This window comes from Rhodococcus sp. 06-221-2 (assembly GCF_002258365.1).
Lineage (GTDB): Bacteria > Actinomycetota > Actinomycetes > Mycobacteriales > Mycobacteriaceae > Rhodococcoides > Rhodococcoides fascians.
In genome coordinates this window covers 109,639-128,835 of sequence record NZ_NOYJ01000006.1, presented here as the reverse complement: position 1 = coordinate 128,835, position 19,197 = coordinate 109,639, and the positions used below count along the sequence as shown (strand labels likewise).

General features: G+C 63.4%; 15 protein-coding genes and 2 tRNA genes. 13 read left to right on the top strand and 4 right to left on the bottom strand.

The window, feature by feature from the left end; genetic code table 11:
• Positions 1 to 21: 21 nt before the first annotated feature.
• The 4 genes from yidC to rpmH are packed head-to-tail and all read right to left on the bottom strand — an operon-like array spanning position 22 to position 1,998.
• Positions 22 to 1,113 (bottom strand): membrane protein insertase YidC, encoded by a 1,092-nt coding sequence (yidC, locus tag CH281_RS04070; protein WP_094693037.1) that lies wholly within the window; start codon positions 1,111 to 1,113, stop codon positions 22 to 24.
• A 4-nt stretch (positions 1,114 to 1,117) separates the two neighbouring features.
• A complete protein-coding gene (yidD, locus tag CH281_RS04065) occupies positions 1,118 to 1,447 on the bottom strand; it encodes a membrane protein insertion efficiency factor YidD (RefSeq protein ID WP_027495003.1) in 330 nt (109 codons plus the stop codon).
• On the bottom strand, positions 1,444 to 1,824 hold the full coding sequence (rnpA, locus tag CH281_RS04060; protein WP_032367623.1) for a ribonuclease P protein component: 381 nt from the start codon (positions 1,822 to 1,824) through the stop codon (positions 1,444 to 1,446). The genes yidD and rnpA overlap by 4 nt, the downstream gene beginning before the upstream one ends.
• A 30-nt stretch (positions 1,825 to 1,854) precedes the next feature.
• The gene (gene rpmH, locus CH281_RS04055) at positions 1,855 to 1,998 is read right to left on the bottom strand and encodes a 50S ribosomal protein L34 (RefSeq protein ID WP_026347786.1); all 144 of its coding nucleotides are present in this window, start codon (positions 1,996 to 1,998) and stop codon (positions 1,855 to 1,857) included.
• Positions 1,999 to 2,620: 622 nt separating this feature from the next.
• Between rpmH and dnaA the strand changes: the two genes are divergently transcribed.
• The 13 genes from dnaA to CH281_RS03985 all read left to right on the top strand — a co-directional run bounded on the left by dnaA (position 2,621) and on the right by CH281_RS03985 (position 19,117).
• Positions 2,621 to 4,153, top strand: a complete 1,533-nt coding sequence (gene dnaA, locus CH281_RS04050) for a chromosomal replication initiator protein DnaA (protein WP_027495001.1) — start codon at positions 2,621 to 2,623, stop codon at positions 4,151 to 4,153.
• Between the two features lie 659 nt (positions 4,154 to 4,812).
• The gene (gene dnaN, locus CH281_RS04040; RefSeq protein ID WP_032407801.1) at positions 4,813 to 5,997 is read left to right on the top strand and encodes a DNA polymerase III subunit beta; all 1,185 of its coding nucleotides are present in this window, start codon (positions 4,813 to 4,815) and stop codon (positions 5,995 to 5,997) included.
• Between the two features lie 104 nt (positions 5,998 to 6,101).
• Positions 6,102 to 7,028 (top strand): phosphogluconate dehydrogenase (NAD(+)-dependent, decarboxylating), encoded by a 927-nt coding sequence (gene gnd, locus CH281_RS04035; protein WP_027494998.1) that lies wholly within the window; start codon positions 6,102 to 6,104, stop codon positions 7,026 to 7,028.
• Positions 7,029 to 8,261, top strand: coding sequence for a DNA replication/repair protein RecF (recF, locus tag CH281_RS04030; protein WP_094693033.1), 1,233 nt, complete (start codon positions 7,029 to 7,031; stop codon positions 8,259 to 8,261).
• The gene (locus CH281_RS04025; protein ID WP_094693031.1) at positions 8,258 to 8,818 is read left to right on the top strand and encodes a DUF721 family protein; all 561 of its coding nucleotides are present in this window, start codon (positions 8,258 to 8,260) and stop codon (positions 8,816 to 8,818) included. The genes recF and CH281_RS04025 overlap by 4 nt, the downstream gene beginning before the upstream one ends.
• Positions 8,819 to 8,985: 167 nt before the next feature.
• Positions 8,986 to 9,903 carry a metal-dependent hydrolase gene (locus CH281_RS04020; protein WP_032371404.1) on the top strand — a complete coding sequence of 306 codons (918 nt, stop codon included), beginning with the start codon at positions 8,986 to 8,988 and terminating at the stop codon, positions 9,901 to 9,903.
• A gap of 32 nt (positions 9,904 to 9,935) precedes the next feature.
• Positions 9,936 to 11,033 (top strand): PDR/VanB family oxidoreductase, encoded by a 1,098-nt coding sequence (locus CH281_RS04015; protein ID WP_370878759.1) that lies wholly within the window; start codon positions 9,936 to 9,938, stop codon positions 11,031 to 11,033.
• A 255-nt stretch (positions 11,034 to 11,288) separates the two neighbouring features.
• Positions 11,289 to 13,331 (top strand): DNA topoisomerase (ATP-hydrolyzing) subunit B, encoded by a 2,043-nt coding sequence (gene gyrB, locus CH281_RS04010; protein ID WP_094693027.1) that lies wholly within the window; start codon positions 11,289 to 11,291, stop codon positions 13,329 to 13,331.
• 65 nt (positions 13,332 to 13,396) lie between these two features.
• Positions 13,397 to 15,940 (top strand): DNA gyrase subunit A, encoded by a 2,544-nt coding sequence (gene gyrA, locus CH281_RS04005; RefSeq protein WP_027494992.1) that lies wholly within the window; start codon positions 13,397 to 13,399, stop codon positions 15,938 to 15,940.
• Positions 15,941 to 17,302, top strand: a complete 1,362-nt coding sequence (locus CH281_RS04000; protein ID WP_256983351.1) for a DUF3566 domain-containing protein — start codon at positions 15,941 to 15,943, stop codon at positions 17,300 to 17,302.
• A gap of 109 nt (positions 17,303 to 17,411) precedes the next feature.
• A tRNA-Ile gene (locus tag CH281_RS03995) sits at positions 17,412 to 17,485 on the top strand.
• Positions 17,486 to 17,675: 190 nt separating this feature from the next.
• Positions 17,676 to 17,748, top strand: a tRNA-Ala gene (locus CH281_RS03990).
• Positions 17,749 to 18,166: 418 nt separating this feature from the next.
• A complete protein-coding gene (locus tag CH281_RS03985) occupies positions 18,167 to 19,117 on the top strand; it encodes an acyl-ACP desaturase (RefSeq protein ID WP_094693113.1) in 951 nt (316 codons plus the stop codon).
• The last annotated feature ends 80 nt before the right edge of the window (positions 19,118 to 19,197 follow it).

Sequence of the window (19,197 nt, the reverse complement as noted above, 5' to 3'; positions counted from 1 at the left end):
GTCCTTCTCTCGACGTGTCGGTCAGCGCCGCTTGCGCTTGGTCGACTTGTTCCTGTTCGCCTGCGGTCGCGGTTTGCTCGGGGTGGCAGACCCTGACGAGGACTCCGTCCCGGCGGTTCCGGCATCGGTCGAGGACTCTTCACCTGTCGGTGCCATCTTCGAGAGCTTCGGCCGAGCACCGGGCTTGGGCTTTGTCGTCGAGACCGGCTTCACTCCAGGCTTGGGCGCATTCTCCGAGCGCTTCTCGACGGCGGCCGCTACCTTGGCGGCCTCTTCCTTGTCGATCTTGCCGAACACCAGGTGCTGCTGCGCGTAGGTCCAGGTGTTGTTGCTGACCCAGTAGAGCAGGATGGCGACGGGCAACAGTGCACCGAACACCAGAACACCCAGCGGGAACACGTAGAGGGCGAGCTTGTTCATGATGGCGGACTGCGGGTTTGCGGCCGCGGCGGCGCTCTGCCGGGCCACGGACGCACGCGAGTTCAGGTGCGTCATGACGGCCGCAATGATCATCAGGGGAATGGACACAGCCGCGATGACCCACGTGGACGGAATGGTCGCGTCGGGACCGACGGCGAAGGCGTTGAGCTGATCCTGCGGCATGGTGATCCAGGCCGAGATCGGTGCACCGAACAGGCGGGCATCCAGGAACGACTGAACATCGGCAACGCTGAACGCATAATTAGAGAGTTCGCGGTTCTCTTCCGGACTCAGGCCGAGCTGCCCGACACCGGTACCGGTGCGGTTGAACGAGCGAAGCACGTGGAACAGGCCGATGAACACCGGTGCCTGTGCCAGCACGGGGAGGCAGCCCATCAACGGGTTGAAGCCGTGTTCTTTTTGCAGCTTCTGCATCTCAACGGCCATTTTTTGCTTGTCTTTGCCGTACTTCTTCTGCAGCGCCTTGATCTGCGGCTGCAGTTCCTGCATCTGCCGCGTCGTGCGGACCTGCTTGACGAAGGGCTTGTACAGGATCAGCCGGAGGGTGAAGACGAGGAAGACGACGGACAATGCCCAGGCGAAGCCATTGCTGGGATCCTGGAACACAAAGCCGAACACCTTGTGCCACACCCAGAGAATCCAGGCAACCGGGTAGTAAATGAAGTCGAGCACGGCTCTATGTACTCCTCTGTTCTTCCACTCGCAGGAGATCGTGGTGTTCTTCGGTTTCGGTCAGCTCGGTGACGGTTGCGCGCCACCTACCGGGTTCGGGCACCGGGTCCCAGCCTCCAGAGTGCCAGGGAGCACATTTGAGGAGGCGGACGACTGCCAGGAGCGAGCCCTTCGGCATCCCGTGCACCTGGAGCGCCTCGATGGCGTATTCACTGCAGGTGGGGGAGAAGCGACAGGTAGGGGGCCGCATCGGGGACACATAGGTCCGGTACAACACGATGCAGTAGACGAGAGTTCGAGCAGGAATGGAACGAAGGTTGCCCATGAATGTCATGACGGCGGACCCTTCGGAGCTTCGAGTAGACCGAGCTTCTTCAAACCTGAACGCAGTTGAACGTGTAGATCTGCCGAGGATGCGTGCGCAGCACCCGGAAGTGCTCGAATGACCACGTCGGTGTTCACCGCGAGCCCGTCGATCACCTCGGCACAGATATGCCGAAGCCGGCGCGCAACTCGATGACGAGTTACGGCCGGCCCGACTGCCTTGCTGACGATCAATCCGAAACGTGGCCCATGAACGGTGGATGCGATGTCCTGCTCGTGACGCGCAACTGCGTGTACGACCAGGTCCGATCTACCCATTCGGCGTCCTCGACGCATCACCACGGTGAAGTCACGTGCGCGATGCAGCCGATTCGGCTCAGGAAGCATCCCGAGCTCCAAGCTTCGGACGAACGGTTATCAGGCTGTGAGTTCTTTGCGGCCCTTGCCGCGACGTGCGGAAACGATTGCACGACCCGCACGGGTACGCATACGAAGACGGAAGCCATGAACGCGCGCGCGGCGGCGATTGTTCGGCTGGAACGTCCGCTTGCCCTTGGCCACGGTCAACACTCCTCGAGATTCGAAGACGCCGATCTGTCGGCGCCTGCTGTAAAGGTTCTCAGCGAGTTCGGATGAACTCGCTAGCCTCCCGAGCGAGAAATCCGAGTGAAGACAGACTGTGAGCAGCCAGCAAGCATCGGCCACCTCGCTATTGGGTGACTGTTCGAGAGTACTGATCGAGTCACCGGTGGTCAAACTCGCTCGACATCGACCGATCCGTCGATTCATACACAGGCCACGGACGACGAGACCTCGGACGGGCCGAAGAGTCGACAATATCTGTCGTTCCGCGGCGCCGCGCAACTGGTCGTTGCTGCGATCGAACGACTGACAATGGCTATCGCCGCAGGTCAGACTGTCGTATACGTACTACCACGCCACTCGGTGACGGTTGGGCTCACATCGGTGTCGTTTATCCACACCTGTGGATAATTGTGTGGAAACACAGTTCAGGTGGCATATTCGTACCTTGCGGGGTCCACCGAAGGACCCTTGTCTCGGCCGCGGAGGCGCACGATCGACGACGCTATCCGACGACGCGGTTGCGCGGGTTCGAAACGCCGCACCGAATCGGTTGTCGGAGTCCGGCGAGACCTACAAGCTCGACGACGGAGGGATCGACGTGAACGACGATCCGGATGCGCTTGCGCGCATCTGGCCCGAGGTAGTCGCGGAGCTGACGTCCGACCGACACAGTGGGTCGCCGCTGACCAAGGGCCAGAAGGCCTGGCTCGCGCTGGTCAAACCGCTCACGTTGACTCAGGGCTTCGCTCTGCTCGCCGTCCCGTCGACCTTCGCTCAGGAAGCGATCGAACGTGACCTGCGCGAACCCATCCTGGGAGCCCTGGGGCGTCATCTGGGACAGGGTGTCGAAGGTCTCGGCGTTCGGATCTCCGCCCCCGAGGACGAGAAGCTCGAAACCGAGCGCTCGACGTATCCCGATGCCGTCAGTTCCCCGACGTACCGGCGCCGCGTCCTGACCAGCAGAGACGACGAGCCGTCGGACTCCGAGACCGCCGATTACGAGGAAGTGGACGACGAGCGGGAAGCCCTCGCCAGTGTCCAGAACTCGTGGCCGACGTACTTCACCAAACCACCGGAGTCGACGCCACCGTCGTCGGGTGCCAACAGCCTCAACTCCAAGTACACCTTCGACACGTTCGTGATCGGCGCCTCCAACCGGTTCGCGCACGCCGCCGCGGTCGCCATCGCCGAAGCACCCGCCCGGGCGTACAACCCGTTGTTCGTGTGGGGGGCATCGGGCCTGGGCAAGACGCACCTGCTGCACGCGGCCGGGCACTACGCGCAGCGCCTGTTCCCGGGCATGCGGGTCAAGTACGTCTCCACCGAAGAATTCACCAACGACTTCATCAACAGTCTCCGTGACGACCGCAAGGTGGCGTTCAAACGCCGCTACCGCGAGACCGACGTGCTGCTGGTCGACGACATTCAGTTCATCGAGGGCAAGGAAGGTATCCAGGAAGAGTTCTTCCACACCTTCAACACGCTGCACAACGCCAACAAGCAGATCGTCGTCTCGTCCGACCGACCACCCAAACAGTTGGCGACCCTCGAGGAGCGGCTGCGTACCCGCTTCGAGTGGGGCCTGATCACCGACGTCCAGCCACCGGAGCTCGAGACGCGGATCGCCATTCTGAGCAAGAAGGCTCGGATGGATCGACTCGACGTGCCGCACGACGTCCTGGAGCTGATCGCCAGCCGCATCGAGCGCAACATCCGCGAGCTCGAAGGCGCCCTCATTCGCGTGACGGCATTCGCTTCGTTGAACGGACAGGCCCTCGACCTCACCCTCGCCGAGGTCGTCCTTCGTGACCTGATTCCCGATTCGTCCAGCTTGGAGATCAACGCGGCCACGATCATGGCCGTCACCGCGGAGTACTTCGACACCTCCATCGAGGACCTGTGCGGACCGGGTAAGGCCCGAGCGTTGGCCATGGCCAGGCAGATCGCGATGTATCTCTGCAGAGAGCTCACCGACCTGTCGCTACCGAAGATCGGTCAGACGTTCGGCCGAGATCACACGACGGTGATGTACGCGGACAAGAAGATTCGCAAGGAAATGACCGAGCGTCGCAAGGTCTACGACCAGGTCCAGGAGTTGACGGCGCGCATCAAGCAGCGCTCGAAGCGATAGCTCCACAGTCCTTCGGCAACGACGGCGACGGCGCCGATTCCCATCGCGGGGGTCGGCGCCGTCGCCGTTTTCGTCGGTGATCGGTGCCGCCTCGGTTCGACTCGGGCGTCGATCGAACACGATCTCCAGTCGATTCCGGATCGAATCTGGGTCGATTCCGCGCCGATTCTGGACCGAATCGGATGACATTTCGGAGCCGACGACCATTGATTCACACCTGTGGATAACCATGTGGACAACCGTCGACTTCTGGGGATGGAATGTGGGCGCCTGTGCACCGATGCGATTGGTCCACAGGCAGCCGTCCGTCAACCGCAGATTGGTCCCGAGTTCATCCCCACGACACCACGCCGAGCCACCAGCATCGCGAGGGCTCCATGCACAGATTGCACAGGACCTATTAATACTTCTGTTTTCTCCTTGAAAGAACTTCTTTGAAAACAGGTGTTGGGGAACGATCCGTTCACAGCCCCCTTCCGACGACCGCATCGGTGCCCTTCGCGGCCTCGCCCGAGCTTTCAACTTCGTCTCGAAGGGCATACGGTGTGCTTGCGCTGGATGTGCCAGACTCGTCGTTGCATCGGTTGGAGCCGCGACGATCGTGGTCGCACCGCTCGACTGTGCACACGAATGCCCCGAACGAGAGGAAATGCCGAGCGATGGAGCTTGGAAGTTTGAAGTTTCGCGTTGCTCGTGAAGATTTTTCCGATTCCGTGGCGTGGGTGGCCCGCAGCCTGCCGTCCCGGCCGCCCGTTCCCGTTCTCGGTGGCGTTCTGCTTGCTGCCGACGAACAGGGTCTGACGGTCTCGGGCTTCGATTACGAGGTCTCCGCCCAGGTGAAGGTTTCGGCCGAAGTGGCCACCGCAGGACGAGTTCTGGTGTCGGGCAAGCTACTTGCCGATATCACCAAGTCGTTGCCGAACAAGCCCGTCGACGTCACCGTCGACGGGACTCGCGTTCTCGTCAACTGCGGAAGCGCAAAATTCTCGCTGCCGACGATGCCGGTCGAGGACTATCCTCAGCTACCCGAGTTGCCCAGCAACACCGGTTCGCTGGCCGGTGATGTCTTCTCCGAGGCAATTGCCCAGGTCGCCATTGCGGCGGGCAAGGACGACACGCTTCCCATGCTGACCGGTATCCGTGTCGAGATCGACGGCACCAACGTCGTGCTGGCTGCGACCGACCGATTCCGGTTGGCGGTTCGTGAGGTCGACTGGACTCCCGCCGGCGCCGACACCACCACTGCAGTGCTGATTCCGGCGAAGACCCTGTCCGAGTCGGCCAAGACTCTCGGCGGCAACGCGGGTTCGCCCGTCGAGCTCGCTCTCGGTTCGGGTTCCTCCATCGGGAGCGACGGTTTGCTCGGAATCGTCAGCGACGGGCGCCGCACGACCACGCGTCTGCTCGATGCGGAATTCCCGAAGTTCCGTCAGTTGCTCCCGGCAGAGCACACCGCCGTCGCAACACTCGAGATCGCGTCGCTGGTCGAGGCCATCAAGCGCGTGGCGTTGGTCGCCGAACGCGGTGCGCAGGTGCGCCTGGAATTCAACGCCGAAGGTGTGCTGCTCTCGGCAGGCGGCGACGATGCCGGCCGGGCCGAGGAAGCTCTGCCGGCCGACTTCCAGGGTGAGGCGCTCACCATTGCGTTCAACCCGGGGTACCTCATCGACGGCCTATCCTCCTTGCACAGCGAGAAGGTCACGTTCGGTTTCACCACCCCGAGTCGGCCTGCAGTGCTGCGTCCGACGTCGGACGAGGAGCTGGTGCCCGACGATTCCGGCAAGTTCGCGGCGCCTCAGTCCCAATACACCTATCTGTTGATGCCGGTCAGGCTGCCGGGCTGATCCTGCCTGGTTACTGTTGAAGTTGCGGGATCGGACGAGTCGTTCCGCCGACTCCACTCCCGCTCGACCGGAATTACACCTGACACAGACAAGGACGCTTCCTCATGCAGCTGGGCTTGGTCGGTCTCGGAAAAATGGGCTTCAACATGCGCGAGCGGCTGCGCGAGCACGGCCACGAGGTCATCGGTTACGACCCGAGGCCCGAGGTGACGGACACTCCGTCGCTCGCCGGTCTCGCGGAGTCCCTCACCGCTCCCCGGGTGGTGTGGGTGATGGTGCCCTCCGGCCAGATCACCCGGGACACCATCACCGGGCTCGGGGATGTTCTCGAACCGGGCGACCTGGTGATCGACGGTGGAAACTCGCGTTTCACCGATGACAAGCCCAACGCAGAACTGTTGGACGCCAAGGGAATCGGTTACATCGATGCCGGAGTTTCGGGCGGTGTCTGGGGATTGAAGAACGGCTACGGCCTGATGGTCGGCGGAGATGACGAGCACGTTGCACGCGCTATGCCGATCTTCGACGCCCTGCGTCCGGAAGGGGAGCGCGCGGACGGTTTCGTCCACGCCGGTCCTGTCGGTGCCGGGCATTACTCGAAGATGGTGCACAACGGCATCGAATACGGTCTGATGCAGGCGTACGCCGAGGGCTACGAAATCCTCGAGGCCGAAGAATTGGTGCAGGACGTGCAGGGCGTACTGCGGGCCTGGAGCAAGGGCACCGTCGTGCGGTCGTGGCTGCTCGATCTGTTGGTCGAGGCACTCGGTCAGGATCCGGAGTTCAGTGAGATCTCGGGGTACACCGAGGACTCCGGCGAGGGTCGATGGACCGTCGAGGAGGCCATTCGGCATGCCGTACCAGCCCCGGTCATCTCCGCAGCTCTGTTCGCGAGATTCGCTTCGCGACAAGAAGATTCGCCTGCAATGAAGGCAGTGTCGGCGTTGCGGAACCAGTTCGGCGGGCATGCCGTCAAGAAGGCGGATGCGGACGAGACACTGCGCGCACCCGCGCCGAAGAACACCGAGTAAGTGTTCGTCCGGTCTTTGCAACTTCACGATTTCCGGTCCTGGGACGACGTCATCGTCGACCTGGGCCCGGGATCGACCGTGTTCGTCGGGCCCAACGGCCACGGTAAGACCAACCTGCTGGAATCACTCGGTTATCTGTCGACGCTGTCCTCGCACCGGGTCTCGACCGATGCGCCCATGATCAGGGCAGGTGCGTCCACCGCGTTCGTCGGCAGCGCCGTGGTCAACCACGGACGCGAGTTGATCATCGACGTCGAATTGCTCGAGGGCAAGGCGAACAAGGCGAGGATGAACAGGTCTCCGCTGCGTCGACCACGAGAAATTCTGGGTGTACTGCAGAGTGTGTTGTTCGCACCCGAGGACCTCTCGCTGGTGCGCGGCGACCCGAGTGAGCGCCGTCGGTATCTGGACGAGCTGCTCACCACCAGAATTCCTCGAATGGCCGCTGTGCGTGCAGATTACGACAAGGTGCTGCGTCAGCGGTCGGCACTGCTCAAAACCGCCAGCGGGGCGTTGCGCCGAGGCTCGTCGTCCACCGACGGCTCGAGCGCTCTGGCCACGCTCGATGTCTGGGACGGCCATCTTGCTGCCCACGGTGCCCGATTGCTGTCGGCCAGAATATCTTTGGTACACGAGCTGATGCCCTTCGTGCAGCAGGCCTACGAGTCGATCGCGCCGGAATCGCGGCTCGCCACGTTGTCCTATCGATGCAGCCTCGCCGAGGCACTGCCGCCGGAATTCTCCGATGCCGGCCGAGCACCGGAGTCCGACGACGTCGACGTGCTGGAAGCTGCTTTCCTGCACCAACTTTCGGTGATGAGGCAGCGAGAGATCGAACGTGGGGTGTGTCTGGTCGGGCCCCATCGAGACGATCTGGAACTGATGCTCGGCGACCGACCCACCAAAGGCTTTGCCAGCCACGGTGAATCGTGGTCGTATGCACTCTCTCTTCGGCTCGGCTCCTTTTCGTTGCTGCGCGAGGACGGGACAGACCCCGTCCTGATGCTCGACGACGTGTTCGCCGAGCTCGACCGCAAGCGGCGCACGGCCCTCGCGGCAGTCGCGGCCGACGCGGAACAGGTACTGATCACCGCCGCGGTTCCCGAGGACGTGCCACCCGAACTCGATGCACGACGCTACGGTGTCGAGGCTCGTCAGGAATCCGATTCCGGTGCGGCAGGCCGTATTTCGACCATCACCGAGCTGGCGACGTCGGAGGGTGAGGTGTCATGAGCGACGACACGAATTCACCGGTACCGGATGAGCAGCCGGAGTTGAAGGGCGTCGACCTTGCGCGTCGGGCGCTCGAAGATGCCCGGGCCGCGGCCAAGGCGAGCGGCAAGTCGGTCGGTCAAGGTCGTTCGTCACCGACCGGGGGTGTCCGGGCACTGCGGGGGCGTCGACGACGGGGTTGGTCGGGAGCGGGCCCCGACGATCGGGATCCGCAGGCATTCGGTGCATTGGCCAACAGCATCGCGTCCAAGCGTGGGTGGTCGGCCAAGGTATCGGAGGGTGCCGTGCTGGGGCGCTGGCCCAGCGTCGTCGGTGAGGACATCTCGGCACACGCCGACCCCACCGGTCTCAAGGACGGAGTGCTCAGTATCTCCGCCGAGTCGACTGCGTGGGCGACGCAGCTTCGGTTGATGCAGTCGCAGATTCTGGCGAAGATCGCGGCGGCGGTGGGCCACGGTGTGGTGACGTCGCTTCGGATCACCGGGCCGACGACTCAGAGCTGGCGAAAAGGCGAGCGCCATGTCAAAGGTCGTGGTCCGCGGGACACCTACGGATAGTGACTGTTCCCAATGCGCGTTCGACGTAGCCCCTGGTCCAGGTGATCCTCAACAGATGTTGGGGGCAGTGTTGCTGTGAGACAGTTGGTATGCGTAGCGTGATTCGGGACACGCAACGGTCGGGGGACCGAATACTGTTCCATGCGGCCATCGGACGAGGAGAAGTTGTGTCTGCACCTACGAAGAAGGCGTCGACAACGGCGGTCGACGTCGATGGAACCCCCGAAGACAGAGTGGTTCTGCACGCTCGGAACGTCGAATTCGATTGGGAAACTCTGCCGCTGCACTATATGGACGGCAATCCCCTGGCCACCCACCTGATCAACGTGATGCACCTGCTTCTGCCCGAGGGCGAGGAGTGGTTCGTGCGCACGTTCAAAGAGGCGCTGCCGCTCATCCACGACGATCAGTTGCGCGACGACGTGATCGGCTTCATCGGCCAGGAAGCCATGCATGCACAGGCCCACACCGAGGTCCACGATCAGCTTCGGGCCCACGGCATCGATGTCGATCCGTACGTCGACCAGATGAAGTTCCTGTTCGGTCGCGCACTCGGCAATCGCTCGGGCCACGGTCAGAACAGCCTGGTGGAGCGGCTGGCCTTGATCGCGGCCGCCGAGCATCTGACCGCGTTCCTCGGCGACTGGGTTCTCAACGCGCGCGAGCTCGACGAAGCCGACGTCGATCCGGTCATGCTCGATCTGTTGCGGTGGCACGGCGCCGAAGAAGTGGAGCATCGTTCGGTGGCGTACGAGGTGATGCGCTACTTCGACGTTCGGCCGGCCCGGCGTATCCGTACCTACGTGGTCATTGCACCCACTCTCGTCTGGTTCTGGACGCGCGGCGTGCGCTACCTCATGAGCCAGGATCCGACGTTGGCGCATCTGTCGCCGAAGGAGCGCACGCCGTCGTTCCGTGAATTCCGACGCGTCGCCAAGTCCGGTCTGTTTCCGACGCCGATGTCCATGGTCAAGGCGTCCCTGCGGTACTTCAAGAGCACATATCACCCGTCTCAGGAAGGCTCGACGGCCCAGGCCGTGCAGTATCTCGCCACCTCGCCGGCGGCGCGGTCCGCTGATCGATGACCAAACGCACGTTGCGGAGCAGGCTCGACGCGATGGCTCGAAAGGTCGACTCGTTCCGAGTAGGCCGCACGATTCCACAGAATCTGTACGGGCGTGACGAGCCGGATCAGACGGTGTCGCTGGTCACCGATGCACTGGACAAGTGGTTCGCCCTCCTCGACAACGGTGAGTACGACGCCTCGTTCGCGGCGCCTCCCGTCGCGCGTACCCGAGAACTGACACTGGTCTCCCGTGACGTTCTGTGCATCGACGAACAGGTCGTCCAGCTGACCTTCGCCGCCGCTGACGGGTCGGCTCTGCCGCCGTGGGCACCGGGAATGCACTTGGATTTCTACCTTCCCTCCGGTCGGCGTCGGCAGTACTCCCTGTGCGGATTGCCCAGTGACGACACGTACTCGATCGCAGTACGACTCGTGCCGGACGGCGGCGGCGGATCTCCGGAAATGCACGCGCTGACGGTCGGCACTGCGGTGTCGATCAGGGGGCCGCGCAACGGGTTTCCGTTCGTACCGTCCGAACAGGCAGTATTCGTCGCCGGTGGAATCGGCATCACCGCGATCATCTCGATGGTGCGCCGTGCCCGCGATCTGGGCATGGACTGGCACCTCGTCTACTGCGGCCGCTCCCGCGAGTCGATGCCGTTTCTCGACGAGATCGAGGGCTGGGATCCCGCCCGGGTCACCGTGCGCACCGACGACGTGGACGGCATGCCGTCGAGCATGGATCTGTTGGGCTCGACGGCCCCCGGCGGTTCGGTCTACGTATGTGGTCCGCCGCCGATGATCGACCTCGTTCGCGCCTCGTTCGACGCCCTCTCGGCCACGCATCTGCACTTCGAGCGCTTCTCACCGCCGCCGGTGAAGAACGGGACGGAATTCGAGGTGCAGCTCGTCGATTCCGGCGAAATTCTGTCGGTCGGTGCGGAAGAGACTGCGCTGCATGCCATTCGACGCATCAGGCCGGACGTCGCGTACTCGTGCCAGCAGGGTTTCTGCGGCACGTGCCGGGTGCGAGTGCTCAGCGGAACACCGCAGCATCGAGAGAATCGGTTGACGACCGAGGAGCAGCGGCACGAGATGTTGATCTGCGTCTCGCGGTCGGACGGAGAACGGATCGTCCTCGATCTGTAGCCGAATCGCCGGTTTTACCCTTCATCTTTGTCGTCCGATGTCGAGAAAATGCGCCTGTGAAGCAATCAGGGGCCTTTTAGGGGTGTCATCGTCCCCATGCTGTCGCAGCCACCCAGTACTATGGACCGGTACGACATCAAGCCCGGAACAAACGCATGGACCGAGCACGGCGGAAACGACCGTGCCGACCCTGCGGTAGCACCTACGTCAGGTGTGAGCGGGGTAGTGGACGCGTAGAAGGAGAACCAGCTAACCGTGGCTGCCCAGAAGTCAGGTAACAGTGAGAACAGCAAGGATTACGGCGCTTCTTCCATCACGGTCCTCGAGGGCCTGGAAGCAGTCCGTAAGAGGCCCGGTATGTACATCGGTTCCACCGGTGAACGAGGCCTGCACCACCTGATCTGGGAGGTCGTCGACAACTCCGTCGACGAGGCCATGGCCGGCTACGCCTCCACCGTCGACGTCACCATCCACGAAGACGGCAGCGTCGAGGTCAAGGACGACGGCCGCGGCATCCCCGTCGCCATGCACTCCTCCGGTGTTCCCACCGTCGAGGTCGTCATGACCCAGCTGCACGCCGGTGGCAAGTTCGACTCCGACTCCTACGCCGTCTCCGGCGGTCTGCACGGCGTCGGTATCTCCGTCGTGAACGCACTCTCGACCAAGGTCGAACTGCAGATCGCGCGTGACGGTCACCGCTACAAGCAGACGTACGATTACGCCAAGCCCGGCCCACTCGAGACCGTCGGCGACACCACGGAGACCGGCACCACGGTGCGTTTCTGGGCCGACGGCAAGATCTTCGAGACCCTCGATTACAGCTTCGAGACCGTGCACCGTCGCCTGCAGGAGATGGCGTTCCTCAACAAGGGACTGACCATCAACTTCACCGACGAGCGAGTGGCGGCCACCGACGCGACCGAGGAAGAACTCGGCGAGACCGCCGAGGCACCGAAAACCGCCGAGGAAGAGCAGGCCGACGCCGCAGCGGCGAAACCGACCAAGGTGCGCAAGCGGACGTACCACTACCCCGACGGTCTCGTGGACTTCGTCAAGCACATCAACCGAACCAAGACCGCGATTCACAACTCGGTCGTCGGCTTCACCGGCAAGGGCGAGGGCCACGAGGTCGAGATCGCCATGCAGTGGAACGCCGGTTACTCCGAATCGGTGCACACCTTCGCCAACACGATCAACACGCACGAGGGCGGTACCCACGAGGAGGGTTTCCGTACTGCGCTGACATCGACGGTGAACAAGTACGCCATCGAGAAGAAACTGGTCAAAGAAAAGGACGTCAAGCTCACCGGCGACGACATCCGTGAAGGCCTCGCCGCCGTCATCTCGGTGCGAGTCGGGGAGCCCCAGTTCGAGGGACAGACCAAGACCAAGCTCGGAAACACCGAGATTCGCTCGTTCGTGCAGAAGGCGTGCAACGAGCACCTCTCGCACTGGTTCGAGTCCAACCCGGCCGATGCCAAGACCATCATCAACAAGGCGGTCTCGTCCGCGCAGGCCCGCATGGCCGCGCGTAAGGCGCGAGAGTTGGTGCGGCGCAAGAGCGCAACCGATATCGGTGGCCTGCCCGGCAAGCTCGCAGACTGCCGCTCGAACGATCCGAGCAAGTCCGAGATCTACATCGTGGAGGGCGACTCCGCCGGCGGCTCGGCCAAATCCGGCCGTGACTCGATGTTCCAGGCGATCCTGCCGCTGCGCGGAAAGATCATCAACGTCGAGAAGGCCCGCATCGACCGTGTCCTCAAGAACAACGAGGTCCAGTCGATCATCACCGCGTTCGGCACCGGCATTCACGACGAGTTCGACATCGCCAAACTGCGCTATCACAAGATCGTGCTGATGGCCGACGCCGACGTCGACGGCCAGCACATCTCCACCCTGCTGATGACCCTGTTGTTCCGGTTCATGCGGCCGCTGATCGAGAACGGTCACGTCTACTTGGCCATGCCGCCGCTGTACAAGCTCAAGTGGAGCCGCGGCGAACCGGATTTCGCGTACTCCGACCGCGAGCGCGACGGTCTGCTCGAGGCCGGTATCGCCAACAAGCGCAAGATCAACGTCGAGGACGGAGTCCAGCGCTACAAAGGCCTCGGCGAGATGAACGCCAAGGAGCTGTGGGAAACCACGATGGACCCGGCAGTGCGAGTTCTTCGTCTGGTCACTCTCGACGATGCCGCGGCCGCGGACGAACTGTTCAGCGTCCTGATGGGCGAGGACGTGTCCGCCCGCCGAAGCTTCATCGCGCGTAACGCGAAAGATGTTCGCTTTCTTGACGTTTAGTCGTTTCTCGGACGCACCGCACTCAGTGTCGGTGCGTCCGACGACCGTTTTCGAGGAGATCTTCTATGTCTGACATCACCGAACCGCCGGTCGGACCCCCGCCGGGCTCGACCACCAACGCCGAGGGCGGCGACCGGATCGATCCGGTCGACATCCAGCAGGAAATGCAGCGCAGCTACATCGATTACGCGATGAGCGTCATCGTCGGCCGCGCGCTCCCCGAGGTCCGCGACGGTCTCAAGCCGGTGCACCGACGTGTGCTGTACGCGATGTACGACTCGGGCTTCCGTCCCGACCGTAGTTACGTGAAATCCGCACGGCCCGTTGCCGAAACGATGGGTAACTACCATCCCCACGGCGACACCTCGATCTACGACGCGCTCGTGCGTCTGGCTCAGCCGTGGTCGATGCGGTACCCACTGGTCGACGGCCAGGGCAACTTCGGCTCCCGCGGCAACGACGGCGCCGCCGCCATGCGATACACCGAAGCGCGTCTGACCCCGCTCGCCATGGAGATGCTGCGCGACATCGACGAGGAAACCGTCGACTTCATCCCCAACTACGACGGCAAAACCCAAGAGCCGACGGTACTTCCGTCGCGTGTGCCGAACCTGTTGATGAACGGCTCCAACGGTATCGCCGTCGGTATGGCCACCAACATTCCGCCGCACAACCTGCGTGAACTCGGCGACGCGGTGTTCTGGGCTCTCGACAACTTCGAGGCCGACGAGGAAGCGACTCTCGCGGCCTGCATGGAACGCGTCAAGGGTCCCGACTTCCCCACCCACGGACTCATCGTCGGCGGCCAGGGAATTCAGGATGCGTACTCGACCGGCCGCGGTTCGATCCGCATGCGCGGCGTCGTCGAGATCGAGGAAGACTCCAACGGTCGCACGACGATCGTCATCACCGAACTGCCCTTCCAGGTCAACCCCGACAACCTGATCACCTCGATCGCCGAGCAGGTTCGCGACGGCAAGTTGTCCGGTATCTCGAAGATCGACGACGAGTCCTCGGACCGCGTCGGTATGCGCATCGTCGTGACGATCAAGCGCGACGCCGTCGCCAAGGTCGTGCTCAACAACCTCTACAAGCACTCGCAGCTGCAGACCAGCTTCGGTGCCAACATGCTCTCGATCGTCGACGGCGTGCCGCGCACCCTGCGGCTCGATCAGATGATCCGGTACTACGTCACTCACCAACTCGACGTCATCGTTCGTCGTACGCGGTACCGCCTGCGCAGAGCCGAGGAGCGGGCCCACATTCTGCGCGGTCTCGTGAAGGCGCTCGACGCGTTGGACGAGGTCATCGCCCTCATCCGTGCGTCGCAGACGGTCGATCTCGCCAAGCAGGGCTTGATCGATCTGCTCGACATCGACGAGATCCAGGCGCAGGCAATTCTCGACATGCAGCTGCGACGCCTCGCAGCTCTCGAGCGCCAGAAGATCATCGACGAGTTGGCCGAACTCGAACGCACCATCGCCGACCTGCAGGACATTCTGGCCAAGCCGGAGCGTCAGCGTCAGATCGTGCGAGACGAGCTGGCCGAGATCGTCGAGAAGTTCGGCGACGACCGTCGCACGCGCATCATCGCTGCCGACGGCGACGTCAACGACGAAGATCTGATCGCCCGGGAGAACGTGGTCGTCACGATCACCGAGACCGGATACGCCAAGCGCACCAGAACCGATCTGTACCGGTCGCAGAAGCGCGGCGGCAAGGGCGTGCAGGGAGCGGGCCTCAAGCAGGACGACATCGTCAGCAAGTTCTTCGTCTGCTCGACGCACGACTGGATCTTGTTCTTCACCACCAAGGGACGCGTCTACCGGGCAAAGGCGTACGAGCTGCCCGAGGCCAACCGCACGGCGCGCGGACAGCACGTCGCGAACCTGCTGGCGTTCCAGCCCGACGAACGCATCGCGCAGGTCATCCAGATCAAGACCTACGAAGATGCTCCCTACCTGGTGCTCGCCACCAAGGGCGGTCTGGTCAAGAAGTCGCGTCTGACCGACTTCGACTCCAACCGCAGCGGCGGCATCGTGGCCGTCAACCTCCGCGGTGAGGACGAGTTGGTCGGGGCAGTTCTGGCGTCGTCCGACGACGACCTGCTGCTCGTCTCGGCTCAAGGCCAATCGATCCGATTCTCGGCCACCGACGAGGTACTGCGCCCCATGGGCCGCGCCACCTCCGGTGTCCAGGGCATGCGCTTCAACGGCGAAGACGAGCTGCTCTCGCTCAACGTGGTCAGCGAGAACAAGTTCCTGCTGGTCGCGACGTCGGGCGGTTATTCCAAGCGCACCGCGATGGAGGACTACCCGCAGCAGGGCCGCGGCGGAAAGGGTGTACTGACAATCCAGTACGACCCCAAGCGTGGCACGCTGGTGGGAGCTCTCATCGTCGACGACGAGGACGAGCTGTACGCCATCACGTCCAGTGGTGGCGTCATCCGGACCGCTGCCAAGCAGGTTCGGAAAGCCGGCCGACAGACCAAGGGCGTGCGGTTGATGAATCTCGGTGAAGGCGACACACTGCTCGCGATAGCGCGCAACGCCGACGAGATCGAACCGGACGCAGCAGGTCCCGAAGACGATGCACCGAAGGAGTCGTAAGTGAGCACTCCCAACCGGCCTGGCAGCAGGCCCGGCCCCACGGGTGGACCGGACGGCAGGGACGCTGAGCAGACCGAGCAGCCATCGCGTCCGGCACCTCCCGAAGGTGCCCGACCGGGAAGTCGCCCCCAGCCGGCGACGCGTCTGGCACCCGCGGCCGGGCGAGGACCGGCACCGCAGCAGGGTGCTCGGCCACCGGCACGCCCGACACAGGGTGGTCCGGCCGGCCCGCCTCGTCCGACGCAGGGACCGCCGCCGCAGCGCCCACCTGCACCGCAAGGTCAGCCGGGTTCTCAGGGTCAGCCGGCACCTCAGGGACCGCCGCCGCGAGCACCTCAACAGGGACCGGCACCGCAGGGACCGGCTCAGTCTCGCCCGCCTCAGGCGGCCAACGGTCGGCCCGGTGAGCCGGGTGCAGCAAACGCCGACGGCGGTCGCCCCGCCAACGGCCAGCCGCCGCAGGGTCAGGGACCGTCCGGTCCCGCATCGCCGCCGCGTCCCGCCAATGACGCTGCTCCGGCCGCCGAGGGGTCAGCCGAGTCGAAGGCTCCGGCACCGACCCAGGCGATACCGACTCAACGCGGAGACGGCCCGCAGGGCGGTTCCGGCACTCCGCCCTGGCAGCGCGGCCCCGGCCAGCGTCCGGCACAGCAGGGGCCCGACGACCGTCAGCAGCCCCAGAACCAACCTCAGACGAACCTGTCCGGGCGCGGCACCGCACTGCCGGCAACAGGTGAGTTCGATCGTTCGACAGCGGCAGCTGCGGCCGCCTCGGCAGCACCGGGCCAGCGTGAATCGGGTGAGCGTGAATCGGGTGAGGACAAGACCGAACGACGCGAGGCAGCGCGGTCGAAGGCGGCCGTGATCGACGGGCCGACTCGGCACATCGAGCGCAAGGATCTGGCGAAGGACATGCCGGATCTGTCCGCCACCCGGCATCCCGAGCCGACGGCAGCCGATCGCGCAGCCCCCACCGCCATCACGGCGGTACCCAGCGCGGACGGCGATCCTCTGCGGGCGACGATCCAGATTCGCAAGATCGATCCCTGGTCGACGCTCAAGATCGCTCTGGTCATCGCTGTGTCGTTGTTCTTCGTGTGGATGGTGGCCGTCGGCCTGCTGTACGCCGTGCTCGACGGCATGGGTGTGTGGGACCGACTCAACAGTGCCTTCACCGAGATCGTCAACGAATCCGGCGACGGCGGACTCGTCAGCGCCGGTCAGGTGTTCGGCTACGCCGCAGTGATCGGTGTGATCAATGTCGTACTGTTCACCGCACTCACCACGATCGGTGCCTTCATCTACAACCTGTCGTCGGACCTGGTCGGCGGCGTCGAAGTGACGCTGGCAGATCGCGACTGACCAGCACGAACGACTGCCGTATCGGGCCGTTTTGGAAGACAGCGGCCCGATACGGTAATCTCATCCCTCGGTTCGAGGAGAGCAATTCTTCGGCCCGAAGCAGTATCGAGGGCCTATAGCTCAGGCGGTTAGAGCGCTTCCCTGATAAGGAAGAGGTCGGAGGTTCAAGTCCTCCTAGGCCCACACCGAACGAACGAAAAGAGGCAGGACGTGAAAATCCTTCTTCTTGTTGCTTCGGTGGTGATCGCAGTGCTGACAGTATCGAAGGTGCGCTCCACGCGCAGCTCGGAAGGCGTCTGGCACAGCATCTCCACCGGGTGACAATCGCTCGGAGAGAACGTGTAAAGTTCGTGCACGTTCGACAGCAACACCCGGGGCCTTAGCTCAGTTGGTAGAGCGCTGCCTTTGCAAGGCAGATGTCAGGAGTTCGAATCTCCTAGGCTCCACAATCAAAAGGACGTCCATTCCGATGGGCGTCCTTTTTCGTGTCTGCACTCGACTGCCGCTCACCCCAAGTCCCCTCGACTGTCCCTCACTCCAAGTCCACTAGATGTGACATTGACCCCCGAAAAGTCCACCGAACGTGACATCGAGTCCCGGCGGAGTGGCAGGGATGCATCGACCACTGTTGTGACTCGGACCAACCGCTGTCGAGATCGGTGCCCAGATATCCAGATCATTGTTCGATTCGTTTCGCATCACGTCCGCGGTCCCTAGCGTTCTTCGGGTACAGCAGCGTCGGTTCTCGGATCGACGGGACAGGTCGCGACGGCGCACCGCAGGGGGGTGTGCCGTCGTTCGATCTCGGCGTCTCGGATCGGTCTTCGGTTCGGGCGTCTCATATTTCTCGGAGGAGCCCCACAGATGACGCGTGTTCTCGATCATGAAGAGCTGTTGACCGAACTCGACGGCACGTTGGAAGCCAACCTGAATCGCCATCTGTCGATGGCGAAGGAGTGGCATCCGCATGATTACGTGCCGTGGGATCTGGGTCGCAATTTTGCAGCGATGGGCGGAGAGGACTGGTCGCTGGAGCAGTCGTCGTTGTCGGAGTTGGCTCGCACAGCGATGATCACCAATCTGTTGACCGAAGACAATTTGCCGTCGTACCACCGCGGTCTGGCCGACAACTTCTCGTTGGACGGAGCCTGGGGCACCTGGGTGGGCCGTTGGACCGCGGAGGAGAACCGTCACGGGATCGTGATGCGCGACTATCTGGTCGTCACACGCGCCGTCGACCCGGTCGAGCTGGAGCGGGCTCGGATGCACCACATGACGGTCGGTGTCGATGCCCCGATGGACGGCTCCAATTTTTTGCATTCGGTGGCGTACGTGACGTTCCAGGAGCTCGCCACGCGCGTGTCCCACCGCAACACGGGTCTGGCCTGTGGTGACCCGATCGCCGATCGAATGCTGGCCCGGGTGGCTGCCGACGAGAATTTGCACATGATTTTCTACCGGAACCTGGGCGAGGCGTCGCTCGACCTGGTCCCGGACCAGATGGTCCGGGCCATCGCCGATGTCGCGACGGACTTTCAGATGCCGGGACTGAACATGCCGAACTTCCGCAAGAACGCCATGATCCTGGCGAAACACGGGATCTACGATCTCCGCCAGCATCTGGACGAGGTGCTGATGCCGGTGTTGCGGAAATGGAACATCTTCGAGCGCAACGACTTCAGTGGTGAGGGCGAACGCGATCGCGATCGTCTGGCCGCATTCGTCCAGGATCTCGAGGCGAAGGCGACGAAGTTCGAGGAATCGCGCGATCGCATGTTGGCGCGGGAGGCAGCGCGGGCCGAGAAAGCGTCCTGACCTGCTACGGAATCGCTGCTGCGGGTCGTGATCGAAGCTCGGAGGTGTTAGAGTCCGGTCACGGGTGGGCCCGATGAGGC